The organism is Neorhizobium sp. PAMB6630, from assembly GCF_058242775.1.
This window is the reverse complement of the sequence record NZ_CM177836.1, coordinates 2790801-2807294: the sequence shown is the minus strand read 5'-3', so window position 1 is coordinate 2807294 and position 16494 is coordinate 2790801. Positions and strand designations below refer to the sequence as shown.

At 62.9% G+C, this 16494-nt stretch carries 16 protein-coding genes; 11 read left to right on the top strand and 5 right to left on the bottom strand.

What is annotated here, in order from left to right:
• Positions 1 to 237 precede the first annotated feature (237 nt).
• Positions 238 to 861 carry a glutathione S-transferase family protein gene (locus AC4CWF_RS13505; protein WP_491282162.1) on the top strand — a complete coding sequence of 208 codons (624 nt, stop codon included), beginning with the start codon at positions 238 to 240 and terminating at the stop codon, positions 859 to 861.
• On the opposite strand, the gene AC4CWF_RS13500 is transcribed toward AC4CWF_RS13505, so the two are convergent.
• Positions 830 to 1102, bottom strand: a complete 273-nt coding sequence (locus AC4CWF_RS13500; protein WP_491282161.1) for a hypothetical protein — start codon at positions 1100 to 1102, stop codon at positions 830 to 832. The genes AC4CWF_RS13505 and AC4CWF_RS13500 overlap by 32 nt on opposite strands.
• 99 nt (positions 1103 to 1201) lie before the next feature.
• Here AC4CWF_RS13500 and AC4CWF_RS13495 point away from each other — a divergent pair, with 99 nt between their 5' ends.
• Positions 1202 to 2125 (top strand): LysR substrate-binding domain-containing protein, encoded by a 924-nt coding sequence (locus AC4CWF_RS13495; protein WP_491282160.1) that lies wholly within the window; start codon positions 1202 to 1204, stop codon positions 2123 to 2125.
• 174 nt (positions 2126 to 2299) lie between these two features.
• The gene (locus AC4CWF_RS13490) at positions 2300 to 2944 is read left to right on the top strand and encodes a DUF2087 domain-containing protein (protein WP_491282159.1); all 645 of its coding nucleotides are present in this window, start codon (positions 2300 to 2302) and stop codon (positions 2942 to 2944) included.
• Here AC4CWF_RS13490 and AC4CWF_RS13485 read toward each other — a convergent pair.
• Positions 2892 to 3557, bottom strand: coding sequence for a glutathione S-transferase family protein (locus tag AC4CWF_RS13485; RefSeq protein ID WP_491282158.1), 666 nt, complete (start codon positions 3555 to 3557; stop codon positions 2892 to 2894). The genes AC4CWF_RS13490 and AC4CWF_RS13485 overlap by 53 nt on opposite strands.
• A 491-nt stretch (positions 3558 to 4048) precedes the next feature.
• Between AC4CWF_RS13485 and AC4CWF_RS13480 the strand changes: the two genes are divergently transcribed.
• Positions 4049 to 5575: a diguanylate cyclase gene (locus AC4CWF_RS13480; protein WP_491282157.1), complete on the top strand. Its 1527-nt coding sequence runs from the start codon at positions 4049 to 4051 to the stop codon at positions 5573 to 5575.
• 28 nt (positions 5576 to 5603) lie between these two features.
• Here the strand turns inward: AC4CWF_RS13480 and AC4CWF_RS13475 are convergent, their stop codons facing one another.
• Entirely contained in the window at positions 5604 to 6143 is a 540-nt protein-coding gene (locus tag AC4CWF_RS13475) for a MarR family winged helix-turn-helix transcriptional regulator (RefSeq protein WP_491282156.1), read from the bottom strand.
• A gap of 116 nt (positions 6144 to 6259) precedes the next feature.
• Between AC4CWF_RS13475 and AC4CWF_RS13470 the strand changes: the two genes are divergently transcribed.
• The 4 genes from AC4CWF_RS13470 (at position 6260) to AC4CWF_RS13455 (ending at position 11934) form a co-directional block, all read left to right on the top strand.
• Entirely contained in the window at positions 6260 to 7765 is a 1506-nt protein-coding gene (locus tag AC4CWF_RS13470; RefSeq protein WP_491282155.1) for an MDR family MFS transporter, read from the top strand.
• A 51-nt stretch (positions 7766 to 7816) separates the two neighbouring features.
• Complete coding sequence (locus AC4CWF_RS13465; protein ID WP_491282154.1) at positions 7817 to 8827, top strand: ligase-associated DNA damage response exonuclease; 1011 nt, start codon at positions 7817 to 7819, stop codon at positions 8825 to 8827.
• Positions 8828 to 9227: 400 nt separating this feature from the next.
• Positions 9228 to 10868, top strand: coding sequence for a cisplatin damage response ATP-dependent DNA ligase (locus AC4CWF_RS13460; RefSeq protein ID WP_491282153.1), 1641 nt, complete (start codon positions 9228 to 9230; stop codon positions 10866 to 10868).
• A gap of 70 nt (positions 10869 to 10938) precedes the next feature.
• Complete coding sequence (locus AC4CWF_RS13455; protein WP_491282152.1) at positions 10939 to 11934, top strand: alpha/beta hydrolase family protein; 996 nt, start codon at positions 10939 to 10941, stop codon at positions 11932 to 11934.
• Positions 11935 to 12176: 242 nt separating this feature from the next.
• On the opposite strand, the gene AC4CWF_RS13450 is transcribed toward AC4CWF_RS13455, so the two are convergent.
• On the bottom strand, positions 12177 to 12890 hold the full coding sequence (locus tag AC4CWF_RS13450) for an SDR family oxidoreductase (RefSeq protein ID WP_491282151.1): 714 nt from the start codon (positions 12888 to 12890) through the stop codon (positions 12177 to 12179).
• A 187-nt stretch (positions 12891 to 13077) separates the two neighbouring features.
• On the opposite strand from AC4CWF_RS13450, the gene AC4CWF_RS13445 reads away from it, so the two are divergent.
• Together AC4CWF_RS13445 and AC4CWF_RS13440 are read left to right on the top strand one after the other, a co-directional pair.
• A complete protein-coding gene (locus AC4CWF_RS13445) occupies positions 13078 to 13896 on the top strand; it encodes a L,D-transpeptidase (RefSeq protein WP_491282150.1) in 819 nt (272 codons plus the stop codon).
• Between the two features lie 161 nt (positions 13897 to 14057).
• Complete coding sequence (locus AC4CWF_RS13440; protein ID WP_491282149.1) at positions 14058 to 14789, top strand: L,D-transpeptidase; 732 nt, start codon at positions 14058 to 14060, stop codon at positions 14787 to 14789.
• Positions 14790 to 14855: 66 nt separating this feature from the next.
• Here AC4CWF_RS13440 and AC4CWF_RS13435 read toward each other — a convergent pair whose 3' ends face one another.
• Positions 14856 to 15500 carry an NADPH-dependent F420 reductase gene (locus AC4CWF_RS13435; RefSeq protein WP_491282148.1) on the bottom strand — a complete coding sequence of 215 codons (645 nt, stop codon included), beginning with the start codon at positions 15498 to 15500 and terminating at the stop codon, positions 14856 to 14858.
• A gap of 69 nt (positions 15501 to 15569) precedes the next feature.
• On the opposite strand from AC4CWF_RS13435, the gene AC4CWF_RS13430 reads away from it, so the two are divergent.
• Positions 15570 to 16493 (top strand): LysR family transcriptional regulator, encoded by a 924-nt coding sequence (locus AC4CWF_RS13430; protein WP_491282147.1) that lies wholly within the window; start codon positions 15570 to 15572, stop codon positions 16491 to 16493.
• Position 16494: the final 1 nt, after the last annotated feature.

Sequence of the window (16494 nt, the reverse complement as noted above, 5' to 3'; positions counted from 1 at the left end):
ATCACGTTCGACACTTTGGACCTCCCCCCGCCACGTCCATGGCGCGGACATGAGCACAAAGGGCATTCGTGCGGCCGTCCGTGACACCCCCGTCAAGGCGCGCTGCGCATGCTTGATCGATGACGCCCGTGTCTGCTGCGGGTGTTCAGGGCGCCAAAGCGCTTGCCTCCACCCGCCGACCTTTTTATCATCGCCGTCCCGAAGCCTTTCCGCAGGGCTGACCTCAAGGAACCCGTCATGATCACGCTTTTCTTTTCGCCCGGCGCCTGTTCGCTGGCCACCCATATCGCCCTGATCGAAGCAGGGCTCGAGTATCGGCTGTCGCGGGTGAACCTTGCCGAGAACCAGCAGAATTCGCCGGAGTTCAAGAGGCTCAATCCCAAGGGGCGGGTGCCGGCACTTGCCGTTGCCGAGGGCACGCTCAGCGAAAACCCGGCTATCCTTCTTTATATCGCGCAGATGGCGCCGGAGACGAAGCTGGCGCCGCTCGATGATCCGTTCAAGCTGGCGCAGATGCAGGCCTTCAACAGCTTCATCGCCTCCACCGTACATGTCGCCCATGCCCATGGCCGCCGCGCCAGCCGCTGGGCCGACGAGCCGACCTCGATCGAGGACATGAAGCGCAAGGTGCCCGCCACCATGCGCGACTGTTTTCGCCTGATCGAGGATGGCATGCTGGCCGGCCCCTTCGTGCTGGGCGAAGAATTTTCCGTCGCAGACATCTACCTCTTCGTCATGGAAAGCTGGCTGAAGGGTGATGGCGTCGATATCGCCGAATTCCCGCGCGTCGCCGATCATTATGCCCGCATGTCGGCCCGCCCGGCGGTTATCAAGGCGCTGGCCGACGAAGCGGCTGCCTGATCAGGCAGGGCTTCGGGTGTGCAGCGGGCGGCGGGCCAGAAAAACCTGCCGCCGGCTGTTGCGGCTGATGGAGCGGATCGGCCAAGGGCAGGTCCGCCAGCATGCGTGCATCCATGGCGGAAAGGGCAGGGTGCAAGAGCGGGTCATGTCCGCAAAGAGCAAGGTCCGGTTGTCGCGCCCAGTCGAGCGCCTGCGTCAGCGCCCGGCGAGTGGCGCTCCAGAAAAACTTGAAGATGATCATGGGATGCCTCAAGGGTCGGTGAGACTGAAAGCCATCCTATCAGGGATATGCGTCCTTGCGTCCATTGATTGTTTCTGCAGTCGCCTATAGAAAATCTTCATGCAGAACCTCAACCGTGTTCATCTGAATGGCCTGCGGGCGCTGGAAAGCGTTGCCCGCCTCGGCTCGATGCAGGCGGCCGCCGGCGAACTTGGGGTCTCAGTCGGTGCCATCAGCCAGCAGGTGATCAAGGCCGAAGCGCAGCTTGGCCGGCAGGTCTTTGTTCGCACCTCCCGCGGGCTGGTACTTGCGCCGGGGGCCGAACCGCTGATCGCGCGGCTGCGGGATGGTTTTTCCGCCCTTTCGGAGGCTGTCGCCATCGGGCGCGAAACGGATGACACGCTGCTGACCGTGACGGTGGCGCCGGTCTTCGCCTCCCGCTTCATCCTGCCGCGGCTTGACCGGTTTGCGTCGCTTTACCCGGATATTCGCCTGCGGCTCGACGCGACGTCGAAGTTGGCCGATTTTTCCCGCGACGATGTCGATGTCGGGGTGCGCATCGGGCGGGGCGACTGGCCGGGTGTCACGGCCGATCTTCTGCTGCCGCAGATGGTGTTTCCCGTCTGCGCGCCAGCCCTCGCCAAAGGCCTGAAAGAGCCGGCAGACCTCCTGAAACTGCCGATCCTGATGGACGGGCAGGCGATGTTCTCCTGGGATCTGTGGCTTGGTGAAGCAGGCCTTGCCCATTGCCGGGTGACGCCACGCCATGTGTTCAGCGAGGCCTCGCTCTGCCTTGAAGCGGCCATTGCCGGACAGGGCGTCATGCTCGCCTGGCATCTGCTGGCGCTGGCGGCGGTGCGGCAGAACTGCCTTGTCGTGCCCTTCCGGCAGCGCGCCTCGACGGGAATGGGCCATTACCTCGTCACACGCGCCGGCGCGCGACGGCCGCACAAGGTGCGCGTCTTCGAAGGCTGGTTGCGCCAGGAACTGTCGGAGGCCATGGCCGACTGGGCCGTGATTGACGCAGAGGCCGCCGCCTTGTAAAACAGCCGCGCCAAGGGTCGGCAGTTCACCCAGGCGTCACCGCTTGCCGCAGAGTCAAGTGCTAAACCTGCCGCGATATGTTTTCCCAGAACGCATGAGGTTTATCCCCGCGTGCCGGGTCGGAAAGACGGTGACCACCGACAGTTTGATCGGCACGATATCGAGGATGAAACGATGTCGAAGACTACGCTTTCCATCACCGTGCCGGATGTTTCGGCGCTGGCGAAAACCATTCGGCGTGCGCTTGATGACGGTGAAGACCGCAAGCCCGGCCATGTGGAACTCTTGAACATTCTGGCGCGCGGCGCCGGCTTTCGCAATTTCCAGCACCTGAAAGCATCGCAAGGGGCCGAGATGCGCCTTGCCGCACCCGCGCCACAGCCTCTGGCCGAGGCCGAGCCCGTCGATCACCGCCGCATCGAGCAGGTGCTGCGGTGTTTCGATGCAGACGGCGTGCTTGTTCGCTGGCCGAGAAAGACGCAGCAGCAGAAACTGGCGCTCTGGTGGTGCTGGTCGTTGATGCCGGCCCGCCGCGAGATGCCGGAACCCGAGGTGAACGAGATTCTGAAGCGGCAAAACGGCTTTGGCGATCATGTGCTGATGCGCCGCGAAATGGTCGACTGGGGCATGATGAGCCGCTCGACCGATTGCAGGCTCTACCGGCGAACGGAGTGCCGTCCGCCGGCCGATGCCCTTGTCCTCATCCACCAGCTGCAAGTGCGGATAAGGGCAAAGGCCACGCCCCGGATCTCGAACCGGCCGGCGTTCAGACCGGCCCCGAAGCCGGCTCCGCCAGCCGCTTCTCCCACATCGACTTGAAGGCGGGGCGGGCCTGCGCCCGCTCCAGCCAGCTTTTCAGCGCCGGGCGTGTTTCAAACAAGGGCGCGTGCGCCTGCGCATAACGCACGATTTCGGCAAGGTTGATGTCGGCGACGGTAAAGCGGTCGCCGACAACAAAATCCTTGTCCGCAAGGTGTTTTTCGAGAACGGTGAACGACCGCTCAAGATTTGCCGCCGACTGGTCGATGACGGCGCGCGTCTCGTCCGTGGCCTCGGCCAGCGAAGCAAACGAGATCTTCAGCGCCGTCGCCTCGATTTCGGTTGCCGCAAACAGCGACCATTGCAGCATCGCCGCTTCTTCCACCAGATCCTTCGGCCCGAGGTCGCCGCCGTATTTGCGGGCGAGATAGAGGTTGATGGCAAGCGATTCGTGGACGATCACGCCATCATCGTCGATCGAGGGAATGGTGCCCATCGGGTTGATGGCAAGGAATGCCGGCGACTGCGTGTTGATGGGCGCATCGGGGTTTTTCGGATCGGCAAGCCGCTTGGCCTGCAGCACCGGAACATGGTCGAAGGCAAGCCCGATCTCGTCGGCAAGCCAGAGCGTGCGGGTGGCGCGTGAGCGATAGGCGCCATAGATCTTCAGCATGGAAAGGTCCTCATTGCAGTGGCCGCCAGCCGACGAGGGTCTGCGGCGAAAGCCGGGACCGGATCTCGCACGCGACGGCGGATGGGATGGTTAGAGAACCTTCTGGCCCCGGCCGCAAGACGAAAAGGGGCGCGATGCCGCCTGCCGTGCGGCAGAAAATTTTCGTGACTTCCGATGGCTGCGCGGGCGAATCACCGGTGCGGTTTACCAGTCGGTTTTCAGGTCGCGGCAGTGGCTGCGGCAGGTGCCGGGGCCACGCGTCGCAACGGCCTGTCCTGATCCGGCACGGGAACCGGCGCCCTTGTCGCGGCCTGCGGGCTCGCGGGGGTCTTTGCGCAAACACGTTAAGAGAGCGTAAGCCATGCCTCCCCATTCTTTGGCAAAACCGGGAGCCTAAGACTTATTTGGGACTTCTCATGTAAACCTTTGCCGACGTGATGGCAGGTGGTTTCGGGGACCAGAGCAGGCATGCGGATCAAGGAGAATGACCGATGAACGAACCCATGGCGCAACGGGCAGCGCAGGCCATGCCTGTCGCTCCGCTCGATCCGCTGAGCCGGTATCTTGTTCAGGTCGCCACATCCGCGGATATCGATGGTCTCGACAGTACCTCTCTTTTCCAGTCGCTTGATAACAAGACCCTGTTTGACCAGTTCCCGGAATTCTTCTGCCTGAAGGATCGCCGCAGCCGCTTTGTGTTTGCCAATGCCGCAGAGCTTAAATTTGCAGGCTTCGACAACCTGTCGACGCTGCTCGGGCGCACCGAATTCGATTTCCTCGATGACGAGGCCGCCGGAGAGCGGTTCGCCTTAGAACAGCAACTGATGTCGGACGGCGAAAACAGCGAGCGCGAGGAATTGCTGCGGCTGCCGGACGGGCGGGAATTCTGGCTGTCGACCACCCGCACCTGCCTGCGCGACAGCAACGGGGCGGTTGCCGGCCTGATGGTGATGTCACGCGATATTACCGAGGCACGCCGCCACGCAGACCTGCAGCGCGGCCATGCCAGCGTTCTGGAAATGGTGGCGCGCGGAAAACCGCTGCCATTGGTGCTCGAAACGCTCTGCCAGGTGATGGAAGGCCAGCTTGAGGGCATTTCCGCCTCGGTGCTGCTGCTCGACGAGACCGGCGAGTTTTTGCGCCATGGCGCCGCTCCCAGCCTGCCGATCGCCTATACCAAGCTGGTCGATGGTGTGGCGATCGGCCCGCGCGTCGGCTCCTGCGGCACCTGCGCCTGGCGCCGCGCCGCCGTCGTCGTCGAGGATATCGATACCGACCCGCTGTGGTCGGATTTCCGTGATCTCGCCGCCGTGTTTCGCCTGCGCTCCTGCTGGTCGAGCCCGATCATGAGCGCCGACGGGCGGTTGCTCGGCACGTTTGCGCTTTATTCCAGCGAAATCCGCGCGCCGTCGCAGCGCGAGATCGATATCACCGCCGTGGCGGTGGATCTCGGCGGCATCGCCATTGAGCGATCGCAGAACGAAGAGCGCATCCAGCACATGGCCTATCATGATCCGCTGACCGGCCTTCCCAACCGCACGCTGTTCTGGGCACAGTTCAGCCGCGCGCTGAACGATGCGGAGCGCGAAAGCCGCAAGATTACGGTTGCTTATGTCGATCTGGACAATTTCAAGGGGATCAATGACAGTTTTGGCCATGCCATGGGCGACGAGGTGCTGAAACAGCTGGCCGGGCGTGTGACCCAGCTGGTGCGGGCGGCCGATCTGGTGGTGCGGCTTGGCGGGGACGAGTTTGCCATCGTGTTCAGCAATGCCTACCAGAACGAGGCAAGTGTGCTGAGGCGCCTGCGCGAGATCCGCTCCATCCTGTCGCAGCCGGTGACGGTGGAGGCAACGGAAATCCCCATCACCTGCAGCATGGGCGTTGCCTTTTACCCGCAGGATGGCGATACGCCCGAAGGGCTGCTCGCCACCGCCGACCGCGCCATGTATGCCGCAAAGGCCATGGGTCGCGATGCCCTGCAGGTGAGCCGCCATACGGATGTCGTCTTCGGCTGAGGACGTCAGGCGTCAAGACGCCTGATGGTCAGGATGCCGCGGCCTGCGTGTCGTCGCAGTCGGCGGGCGCGGTTCCAAGCGCCGCCTGGTAGAACCCGGTGATGAAGCGCTCGAACAGGTCGCCGAAGACGGCGCGTTCGTCCGCCGACCAGTCGGCCGTGGCCGTCTCGATGATGGCATGTTTGATGGCGCGGATTTCGCCCAGCACGGCCTCGCCTGAAGGCGTCAGCAGGATCAACGAGCGGCGCCCGTCCTCCTGCGAGGCATCGCGTTTCAGGAGACCGCGTGTCACCAGTTCCGCCACCAGCCGGCTGCCGCGCGAGGGATCTATGCGCATGGCGTCGGCAATCGCGCCGACCGTCGGCTCGCCGTCGTCCTTGCTGATGCGCTGAACCACATCGAGAATATCGAGCTGCGACAGGTCGATGCCGGGGGCGGCGCGGGCAATGGCCATGCGGCCGATCACGCGCCGGCCCATCATCACCCGCATCATCGACATGCTTTGCCCGATGCGGACAAGGTCCTCGGGGGGCTCTGGTGAGGCTTTAGGGGCGTGATCCTGTGTCATGGTGTTGTCGTATAGCAGATGCCTGCTTTCATTCAAGCACATGCGGTTCACAAAAATCTGCCGTTGACAATTATATGCTAAAGGCACATGAATTTGCGAAACATCAGGATCGCCCCATGGATATGCCGCTGCACGCCCCGCAACCGCTCGTTACCGACAAGCGCCTGCGGTTGACCCTCTTCCTTTTTCTCATGACGGCCATGTTCATGGCGACGCTGGACAACCAGATCGTCTCGACGGCGCTGCCCACCATTGTCGGTGAATTCGGCGCCTTTGAGCGTTTCGGCTGGGTGGGCTCTGCCTTCCTGCTCGCCACCAGTGCGGTCATGCCCGTCTATGGCAAGCTCGGCGACCTTTTTGGCCGCAAATATGTGATGATTGCCGCCGTCACCATCTTCACCATCGGGTCTGCGCTTTGCGGTTTTGCCTGGTCGATGAACTCGCTGATTGCCGCGCGCGTATTTCAGGGGCTTGGTGGAGGTGGCATCATGGTGTCGATCTTTGCCGTCAATGCCGATCTCTTCGAGCCGCGCGAACGGGCCCGCTACCAGAGTTATTCGAGCCTCGTCATCATGGCCTCGGGCAGTGTCGGGCCGCTGATCGGCGGCACCATGAGTGATCTCTTCGGCTGGCGCTCGATCTTTCTCATCAATCTGCCGATCGGGCTTTTTGTGCTCGCCGGTCTCATCTTCCTGTTGCCCAACCGCCGGCCGGCCCGCCAGCCGAAGATCGATTACCTCGGCGCCGTGCTTCTGGCGCTTGCCAGCACCACGGTCGTCCTGCTGACCGACGGTATCTCGTTGTTCGGCTCGCTTGTCTCCTGGCAGAGCCTGACGGTGCTGGTGATCGGCGTCGCCTCGGTCATCGCCTGGATTGCCGTCGAACGCCGCGCGCCCGAACCGATCATTCCGCTGCGCCTGTTCAGGGACAGCACGTTTTCGCTCTTCCTCATCGTGTCGCTGACCACAGGCGGCGTGGCGATCGGCATGGTCAACTATTTTGCGCTGTTCCTGCAGACCACGGGCGGCCTGTCGCCGACCCATGCCGGCCTGTTCTTCATTGCCGTCACCGGCGGCATCGTCATCGGCTCGCTCTCGGCTGGCCGCCTGATTTCCAGAACCGGACGTTACAAGCCGTTCTGCGTCGCGGGTCTGGTGCTGAATGTTCTGGCGCTGGTCATCTTTTCCCAGCTGTCCGGCACGACGCCGCTCTGGGTGGTGGCCGTGGTCATGCTGTTGCAGGGGCTGGCTGTCGGTCTTGGCCAGCAGGCACCTGTCATCGGCGTACAGAATTCCGCGCCGCGCGCCGATATCGGCTCTGCGACGGGTGCCGTGACGCTGACGCGTATGGGGGGAGCCGCGATTGCGATTTCCGTTTATGGCGCCGTCATCTCCGCCTTCATGGCAGGCGTCACGGTGCCCGGCATCGAGGATGTCAGCCGGCTGACGCCGGACCAGCTTTCCGGCCTGCCGGAAGCGGCCCGCCTGGCGATTGCCACCGCCTATGGCCATGCCTTCGAGCCGATGTTCCTGACGGCGGCAGGTTTTGCAACCGTCGGCCTCATCGCCGCCATTATGCTGAAGCCGGTGCGGCTGCCGACCGCCGAGGTGAAACGCGCCTGATCACACGCCGGGTGTCTTTTCCTCGCGCAATTCCTGCCTATCTTTGAGGGCATGAAACCCGAGGCGCTTCTTCACCCCACACCGGCCGGGCTTTTTTGCCCGCCCGGCCAGTTTTATGTCGATCCGGTGCGCCCGGTGGAACGGGCGCTCGTCACCCACGGCCATTCCGACCATGCCCGCTCAGGCCACGGCCATGTGCTTGCCACGCGCCAGACGCTCGATATCATGGCGCTCCGTTACGGCGTCGATTTTGCCGGTGCCGAGCAGGCGGCAGAATTTGGCGAAGCAATCACCGTCAACGGCGTCACCGTCACCTTTCATCCGGCCGGCCACGTGCTGGGCTCGGCGCAGATCGCCATCGAAAAGGATGGCCTGCGCATCGTCGTCTCCGGTGATTACAAGCGCGGCATAGACCCAACCTGCGCGCCGTTTGCGCCTGTCGCCTGCGATGTTTTCATCACCGAGGCAACCTTCGGCCTGCCGGTGTTTCATCACCCGGACCCGAAGGCGGAAACAAAAAAGCTGCTGGCCTCGCTCCTGCAGTTTCCCGAGCGCACGCATCTGGTCGGTGCCTATGCGCTGGGCAAGGCGCAACGGGTGATCCGGCTCATTCGCGATTGCGGTTACGACCAGCCGATCTACATCCACGGCGCGCTGCAGAAACTCTGCGATTATTATGCCGGGCAGGGGATCGAGCTTGGCGAGCTTCGCCCGGCAACGCTTGAAAAGAGCAATCCCGCCGCCTTCCACGGCGCCATCGTCGTCGGCCCGCCGTCTGCTTTTCAGGATCGCTGGGCGCGGCGTTTCAACGAACCGCTGATTTCGTTTGCCTCCGGCTGGATGATGGTGCGGCAAAGGGCAAAACAGGGCGGCGTGGAACTGCCGCTGGTCATTTCCGACCATTGCGACTGGCCGGAACTGCTGGATACCATCACCGAAATCGCCCCTTCCGAAGTCTGGGTCACGCATGGGCGCGAAGAAGCGCTGGTGCGCTGGTGCGAAATGCAGGGCATCCCGGCCAAACCGCTGCATCTGGTGGGCTATGAGGACGAGGGGGATTGATGATGGTAACATCATATGAAGAAAGCCCCCTCCCAAACCCTCCCCACAAGGGGGAGGGCTTAACCCGGTCGCTCCGTCTGATGCAGGAGCAGGGCGCTTGTCACGTCCGTTCTCCCCCCTTGTGGAGCAGGGCAATTGCGTATCAAGAAAGCCCCCTCCCAAACCCTCCCCACAAGGGGGAGGGCTTAACCCGGCCGCGCCGTCTGATGCAGGAATGGGGCGGTTGCTGCGTCTTATCTCCCCCCTTTGGGGGGTCCGAAGGACGGGGCGAGACCTGTGGCTCGACCCCGGTCAGCCCGGCAGGGCAGAGAGGGTCTTATTTCAAGTATAAAAGCCCTGCCCTTGTGGGGGATATGGCCGGCAGGGCAGAAGGAAAATATTGTCCCGCGAGGGTCGCATCATGAAACCCTTCGCAACCCTCCTCGATCGCCTCGTCCTCACCCCCTCGCGCAACGGCAAGCTGACGCTGCTTTCCGATTATTTTCGCGATACGCCGGATCCCGACCGGGGTTATGGCCTGGCGGCGCTGGCGGGAACGCTTGATCTGAAGGGCGTCAAGCCGGCGCTCTTGAAGGAACTGGCGCTGGAACGGCTCGATGCGGTTCTGTTCCAGTATTCCTATGATTATGTCGGCGATCTCGCCGAAACCATCGCGCTCGTCTGGGGTGGCGGGGGCAAGGAGAGGGTGGCGGAAGGCGGGCAGCCGCGGCTTGGCGAGGTCGTCGCGCGCATGAATGCGCTGGGACGCACCGAGGTTCGCGGTGCCGTGCGCGATCTGCTCGATCACCTCGATCATTCCAGCCGTTTTGCCTTCCTGAAGCTTGCAACTGGCGGGCTTCGCATCGGCGTATCGGCGCGGCTGGCCAAGCAGGCGCTGGCGCAGATGAGCGGGCGCGACGTGACCGAGATCGAAACCCTCTGGCACGGGCTTGAGCCGCCTTATGTCTCGCTGTTTTCCTGGCTGGAAGGCAAGGCGGAGAAACCGGTGCTGGCAAGCCCCGCCATCTTCCATTCCGTCATGCTCGCAAATCCCGTGGAGGAGGGCGATCTGGAAAAGCTCGATCCTGCCGATTACGCCGCCGAGTGGAAATGGGATGGTATTCGCGTGCAGATGTCGAGCCATGGCGGGACGAAAAAGCTCTATTCCCGCTCCGGCGACGATATTTCCGGCGCCTTTCCCGATGTGATCGCGGCGATCAATTTCGAGGGCGTCGTGGATGGCGAGCTGCTGGTGGGCGGCACGGCGCGCTCCAACAGTGCCACGCGGACCTTTTCCGATCTGCAGCAACGGCTGAACCGCAAGACGGTGAATGCCCGGATGCTTGCCGATTATCCGGCCTTCGTGCGCGCCTATGACCTTCTGTTCGAGGGCGGCGACGATATCCGCGCGCAGACGTTTCTTGCCCGGCGCGAACGCCTCACCGGCCTCATCGACAAGGCCCCGCATGACCGGTTCGATCTTTCTGCGCTGGTGCCGTTCAGCGATTGGGAAACGCTGGACCGGCTGCGCATTGCCCCGCCCGATCCTGTGATCGAAGGCGTGATGATCAAGAGGAAGGACAGCGCCTATCAGGCTGGCCGCCTGAAAGGCCCGTGGTTCAAGTGGAAGCGTGATCCGTTTAATGTCGATGCGGTGATGATGTATGCCCAGCGCGGCCACGGCAAACGCTCCAGCTATTATTCCGATTTCACCTTCGGCGTCTGGGCCGACGGCGAGGAGGGCGAGCAGCTGGTGCCTGTCGGAAAAGCCTATTTTGGCTTTACCGATGCGGAACTGGAGGTGCTCGACAAGTTCGTGCGCGACAATACGGTGGAGCGGTTTGGCCCGGTGCGGGCCGTGCGCGCCGAGCCGGGCTTTGGTTTTGTGCTGGAAGTGGCGTTTGAGGGCATCAACCGCTCCACCCGCCACAAATCCGGCGTTGCCATGCGCTTTCCCCGGATTGCAAGGCTTCGCACCGACAAGCTTCCAGCCGATGCGGACCGGCTCTCCACATTGATGGCGATGGTGGATGCCCGGCCGCTTCCCATCGAGAAAGCGTGATCCGGGCAAGACTTGCGAGCGTAAATCCGGATGCTACGATCCGGGACTATTTTGCAACATGGTGATATTCATGCCGTTTTCCCGCCGCCAGATGATTTTCGGGCTTTCCGCCACGGCAGCCCTTGCGCCGTCGCTGGCCCCTTTTGCAGCCAGAGCGCAATCTGCCGCCGTGCAGCCCGTTGCCGCTCCCCTTGCCGCTCCCTCGGCTGCCGCCGCCTCAAAGCCCGTCAGCGAAGCACCGTTCCCGACGCCGGAAGTGCCGCCGCTTGAGACCACGGATTATAGCGAGGCGCGTAAACATTTCCGCACCAACCTGTTGCGCAAGGGGCCGTCGCCGGAGGCAGCGCCGCCGCTCGGCACGCCGCCGGGCGCCACGCGCGTGACCTATCCCGGCGGGCCGGATCGATCGCTGCCGCTGATTGGCTGGGTTTCGCATTACGAACCTTCGGCCGCGCCAAAACCGGCGGTTCTGTTCCTGCACGGCGGCAATGCCACCGGCGATGGCCACTGGGAGCTGATGAAGGGTTATGTCGAGGCCGGCTTTATCGTCATGCTTCCCTCGTTTCGCGGCGAAAACGGCCAGGCGGGCAATTATTCCGGTTTCTATGACGAGACCGCCGATGCGCTTTCGGCGGCCGATTATCTGGAAAACCTGCCCGGCGTCGACAAGAACCGGTTTTTCATTGCCGGCCACAGCAATGGCGGCACGCTGGCGCTTCTGGCTGCCATGACGCGCCGCTTCAAGGCGGCAGCGCCGATATCGGCCGGTGTCGATGCCTGGCGTTATTTCGGTCGTTACGAGAAGGAAATCCGCTTCGACTGGGACGATCCGCGCGAATTCATCATGCGCTCATCGGTCTGTTTTGCGCCAAGCCTCAAATGCCCGACGCTGCTTCTGCGCGGCAGCGAGGAAAGGCCGTTTGACAAGAACCATCTCCTGTTCATCGAGCGAGCGGTGGTCGGTGGTGTCTCCATCGACAAGAAGATCCTGCCGGGCACCCATAACGGCGTCGTGCCGGGCGCTGTTGCCGAAAGCATCCGCTTCTTCAAGAGCCACGGCGCCTGAGATCGCACCGGCCGCCGCGTCGCCGTGCGCAAAAAGGAGAGGGCGGGGATAATCCCGCCCGCAGCTTGCTGACAAAGCTGTTTCCTACCACGACGTCATCCTCGGTCTTGTGCTGAGGATCTGCCAATGTACAATAAAATCAATAGGTTATAGCTGTTCGGGACAAGCCCGAGCATGACGGAAGATGCACAAGGCCCTTTGTCAGCAGTCTGAGGGCGGGGAAAACCTGCCCGGTGCAGCCTTCAGACCGAGCGGGTAATGCCGCCGTCGATGCGGATGTTCTGCCCGGTGATGTAGGCTGCGCGGTCGGAGGCGAGAAGCGCGATCAGTTCGCTCACCTCGTCCACCGTGCCATAACGGCCCATCGGAATGCGCTCCTTGAATTCGCTCTTTTCCGGCAGGCTGTCGATGAAGCCCGGCAGCACGTTGTTCATGCGGATATTGTCCTGCGCATAACGGTCGGAAAACAGTTTTGTATAGGCGGCAAGGCCTGCGCGAAACACACCGGACGTCGGAAAAACCGGATCCGGCTCGAAGGCGGCAAAGGTCGAGATATTGACGATGGCGCCGGATTTCTGCGCCTGCATGATCGGCGTGACGAGGCGCGTCGGGCGCACGACATTGAGGAAATAGACCTCCATGCCGCGATGCCAGTCCTCGTCGGAGAGGTCGAGCAGGGGTGCGCGCGGGCCATGGCCGGCGCTGTTGACAAGCGCGTCGATGCGCCCGAACCGCTCCATGGTCAGATCGACCAGCCGCTTCAGGTCGTCATTGGACTGGTTGGACCCGGTCACGCCGATGCCGCCGAGTTCGGCTGCCAGCGCCTCGCCCTTGCCGGAGGAGGAGAGGATGGCGACCGTGAAGCCGTCGGCTGCGAGTTTTCGCGCCGCTCCCGCCCCCATGCCGCTGCCGCCCGCCGTGATGATGGCAACCTTGCCGCCCTTCGTGTCGCTCATGCTGTTTTCCTCCGTCTTATAAGCGAACTGTTTCACTGCCGGCGCCGGCAGGCAAGCCTGATTGCGGCGTGCTTCGGCCGGCAGGCGCTCTGCCTTGTCCAGGCGACGCACGGTTTCATGGAAAGCCTCGCGCCAGCCGCGGCGTGCATTGTTCCGGCTGATGTCATCTGCCGGAAGCTGTATTCTTATGTTCCAGACCTTGCGCACTGTCTCCCGACGCGTCGTCCTTGCGGCGATGCTTGCCGGAACCGCCAGCCTTTCCGGCTGCATTCTGGTCACCGATACCAGCCGCATGAACCCTGACGTTTTCGTGCAGGAAACCGCGCCGGTGTTTTACAATCCGTCCGCGCCGCCGGAACCGCAGCCGCAGCCCACGCAGAAACAGCAGGCCATTCCGCAAAAACGCCAGCTTTACCAGACGCAGTTCCACCAGACTTATGGGCTTCCCGTCTCCAATCCCGTCCACCGCACCTATTATGCCAGCATCCGCGATGACGGCCACACGCTGCCGGCCGTTCCGTTCTCGCGCATCGATGCGCGTTATCTGCGCCAGGAGGTGGATTACGCCACGCAGGAAGCACCGGGCACGCTGGTCGTCGATACCAAGGACCGTTTCCTTTATCTCGTCCAGCCGAACGGCCGGGCAATCCGCTACGGCGTCGGCCTCGGGCGCGAGGGCTTTGCCTGGAAGGGGCGTGGCGTCATCCAGTGGAAGGCAAAATGGCCACGCTGGACGCCGCCCGCCGACATGGTGGCGCGCCAGCCCGATCTTCGTCCGTTTGCGGCCGCCGAAGGTGGCGCCATGCCCGGCCTCAACAATCCGCTTGGCGCCCGCGCGCTTTATATCTTCAAGGATGGCAAGGATACACTTTACCGCGTCCATGGCACGCCGGATTGGCAATCGGTCGGCCGCGCCACCTCTTCCGGCTGCGTGCGCCTGCTGAACCAGGATGTCATCGATCTCTATGAACGGGTGCCGGCGGCAACCCCGATTGTGGTTATCTGATCACACCTCTGTCACGATAGAGTGCGGACAGCCACACTGGTCGTCTAACTGTGGCGGCCTATACTTCTTTCAGACATAATGCGGGAACAAGTGTCGCTGACGTTCGTTGATGCGCGTTCTTAATGTACCCGCTTTTCCAGTGAAGAAGTAAAACCGCCCTCATGACAACATCCGATCTTTTCAGCCGCCGCCGTCTGCTCAGCCTTTTGGCCGTCGGCACTGCCTCCACGCTTGCAAGCTGCGCCTCCTCCGGCGGCACCGGACCCGGCGGTCTTCGCATCACCTACCGCGATGGCGGTAACGCCTTTGCCCCGCCGTCTGCTCCGCTGCGGGGACGCTCACCGGAACTCGATGCCATGTATGGCGAAACCGTGGATGGCGGCTTCGTCATTCCCGCCATTCCCTACTGGAATATCGATCCGCGCTTCTATCGCCAGCGCGTGGTGGACCCGACGGGCGAACCGGCCGGCACCGTGGTTGTCGATACGGCCTCGCGCTTTCTCTATCTGGTGGAACCGGGCGGATCTGCCATGCGTTACGGCGTCGGCATCGGCCGCGAAGGGTTTGCCTGGGAAGGCGAGGGCGTCATCCAGTGGCGCCAGAAGTGGCCGAAATGGACCCCGCCGCAGGAAATGGTCGCCCGCCAGCCGGAACTGGTCAAATATTCCGCCGCAAACGGTGGCATGGCGCCCGGCCTGATGAACCCGCTCGGCGCCCGCGCGCTCTACATCTTCCGCAATGGCCAGGACACGCTTTACCGCCTGCACGGCAATCCCGAATGGAATTCCATCGGCAAGGCCGTGTCGTCGGGCTGCGTGCGCCTGATGAACCAGGACATTATCGACCTTTACGAACGCGTACCCAACAAGGCCCGCATCATCGTCTGGCAGTAATGTCGCCAGCGGGTACGAACACCGATCTAAAAAGGCGCCCGGGTGGCGCCTTTTTCATGCGGCGTTTTACGCGGCGCGCGTGCCGGTGCGGGTGGTTTGCGCCAGCGTGTCCTGAAGCGCGGCTTTCGCAAGCGGTACGCAATAGGCCGGCGTTGCGCGCTCGAAGCGAAAACCTTCAGACAGCGGCCCCGCACCCACCGCATCAAAGCCGAATTCCTCGTAGAGGCGCCGTGCAACGGCCTTGGCATCCACATCGTCGCCGGCAAGCGGCAGGGCGCGGCGATCTGCGGCACCAGCAGGCCGTCCGTCCGTTTCCAGATCATTCATCGTGATGGCATTAAACGCCTTGACGATGCGCGATTGCGGCAGGTGGGCTGCCAGCATCTCGCTGGTCGTCGTCTCGAAGGCGTCGAGTTCTGCAATGCGGCCGTCGCGGTCCGGGTAATAGTTGTTGGTGTCGATGACGACCTTGCCGGCGAGAGACTCTGCCGGCACGCTGCGATAGGCCGCAAAGGGAATGGCGATTACAATGATCTCGCCAAATTTTGCGGCGTCCTCGACAGTGCCCACCTCGGCGCCAACGCCATGGCGCAGGCTGAACAGGGTGTGCGGCCCGCGTGAGTTGCTGAGCATGACCTGATGGCCGGCTTTGACCGCCAACTTGCCGATGGCGCGCCCGACAAAACCTGCTCCGATGATTCCGATTTTCATATGGTCTCTCCATGGTTGGTAGAGAGAGGTTTAATTCCTGCTCATCCAGTGATAAATCTTTGAGATCGAATGACATTGACAACTGTGAGGGTGGAATTCATGGATCGGCTGACCAGCATGTCGGTTTTTGTGCGCGCCGCCGATCTCGGCTCGTTCGCAGCCGTGGCCGAAATGATGGGAATTTCCCCGCAGATGGTGGCAAAACATGTGGTGTTTCTGGAGGATCGCGTTGGCGCGGCCCTCATCCACCGCACCACGCGGCGCCAGAGCCTGACCGATGTCGGGCGCGCCTATTATGACCGCTGCAAGCTGGTGCTGGCCGAGGCGGATGCCGCCGATGCGCTGGCTGAAGACATGCGCGCGCGGCCGACGGGTGTCTTGCGGGTTAATGCGCCGATGACGTTTGGCGCCTTCAGCCTTGCCCCGTTCGTGACGCGGTATCTCGCCCGTTACCCGGACATGCAGGTGGATCTCACGCTGAACGACCGCTTTGTCGATCCGCTGGAGGAAGGGTTCGACGTGATGGTGCGCATTGGTCCTGTCGAGGAAAGCGGGCTGATCGCCCATGCTTTGTCACCCTATCGGGTGATCGCCTGCGCCTCGCCTGCCTATCTGGCGGCCCGCGGCGTTCCCAAAACACCTGCAGATCTCGAAAGCCATGACTGTCTGGCCTATGCCTATTGGTCGCCGTCCATTCCGTGCCGCTGGGTGTTTACCCGCAACGGCCGCGCCGAAGAGGTGTGCGCCACCGGGCGCATGCGCAGCAATGACTGGAAGGCGCTGCTCCATGCGGCCATCGAAGGTTTTGGGGTGACGCTTGGGCCGGAAAGCGTGCTGAGCGGCGAAATTGCCGCCGGCCGTCTCGTGCGGGTTCTCGATGATTATGAAGGGCCGGTGCGCCCGATGCATGTGCTTTATCCCTCGGGTCGGCGCCCGACGGTCAAGGTGCGCAGTTTTGTCGATGCCGTCGTGGAGGCGTTCGGCGCGGGCTGAC

Coding starts and splice junctions, on each gene's coding strand:
- AC4CWF_RS13505 (WP_491282162.1), top strand. CDS start 238: ATGATCACGCTTTTCTTTTCGCCCGGCGCCTGTTCGCTGGCCACCCAT.
- AC4CWF_RS13500 (WP_491282161.1), bottom strand. CDS start 1,102: ATGATCATCTTCAAGTTTTTCTGGAGCGCCACTCGCCGGGCGCTGACG.
- AC4CWF_RS13495 (WP_491282160.1), top strand. CDS start 1,202: ATGCAGAACCTCAACCGTGTTCATCTGAATGGCCTGCGGGCGCTGGAA.
- AC4CWF_RS13490 (WP_491282159.1), top strand. CDS start 2,300: ATGTCGAAGACTACGCTTTCCATCACCGTGCCGGATGTTTCGGCGCTG.
- AC4CWF_RS13485 (WP_491282158.1), bottom strand. CDS start 3,557: ATGCTGAAGATCTATGGCGCCTATCGCTCACGCGCCACCCGCACGCTC.
- AC4CWF_RS13480 (WP_491282157.1), top strand. CDS start 4,049: ATGAACGAACCCATGGCGCAACGGGCAGCGCAGGCCATGCCTGTCGCT.
- AC4CWF_RS13475 (WP_491282156.1), bottom strand. CDS start 6,143: ATGACACAGGATCACGCCCCTAAAGCCTCACCAGAGCCCCCCGAGGAC.
- AC4CWF_RS13470 (WP_491282155.1), top strand. CDS start 6,260: ATGGATATGCCGCTGCACGCCCCGCAACCGCTCGTTACCGACAAGCGC.
- AC4CWF_RS13465 (WP_491282154.1), top strand. CDS start 7,817: ATGAAACCCGAGGCGCTTCTTCACCCCACACCGGCCGGGCTTTTTTGC.
- AC4CWF_RS13460 (WP_491282153.1), top strand. CDS start 9,228: ATGAAACCCTTCGCAACCCTCCTCGATCGCCTCGTCCTCACCCCCTCG.
- AC4CWF_RS13455 (WP_491282152.1), top strand. CDS start 10,939: ATGCCGTTTTCCCGCCGCCAGATGATTTTCGGGCTTTCCGCCACGGCA.
- AC4CWF_RS13450 (WP_491282151.1), bottom strand. CDS start 12,890: ATGAGCGACACGAAGGGCGGCAAGGTTGCCATCATCACGGCGGGCGGC.
- AC4CWF_RS13445 (WP_491282150.1), top strand. CDS start 13,078: ATGTTCCAGACCTTGCGCACTGTCTCCCGACGCGTCGTCCTTGCGGCG.
- AC4CWF_RS13440 (WP_491282149.1), top strand. CDS start 14,058: ATGACAACATCCGATCTTTTCAGCCGCCGCCGTCTGCTCAGCCTTTTG.
- AC4CWF_RS13435 (WP_491282148.1), bottom strand. CDS start 15,500: ATGAAAATCGGAATCATCGGAGCAGGTTTTGTCGGGCGCGCCATCGGC.
- AC4CWF_RS13430 (WP_491282147.1), top strand. CDS start 15,570: ATGACATTGACAACTGTGAGGGTGGAATTCATGGATCGGCTGACCAGC.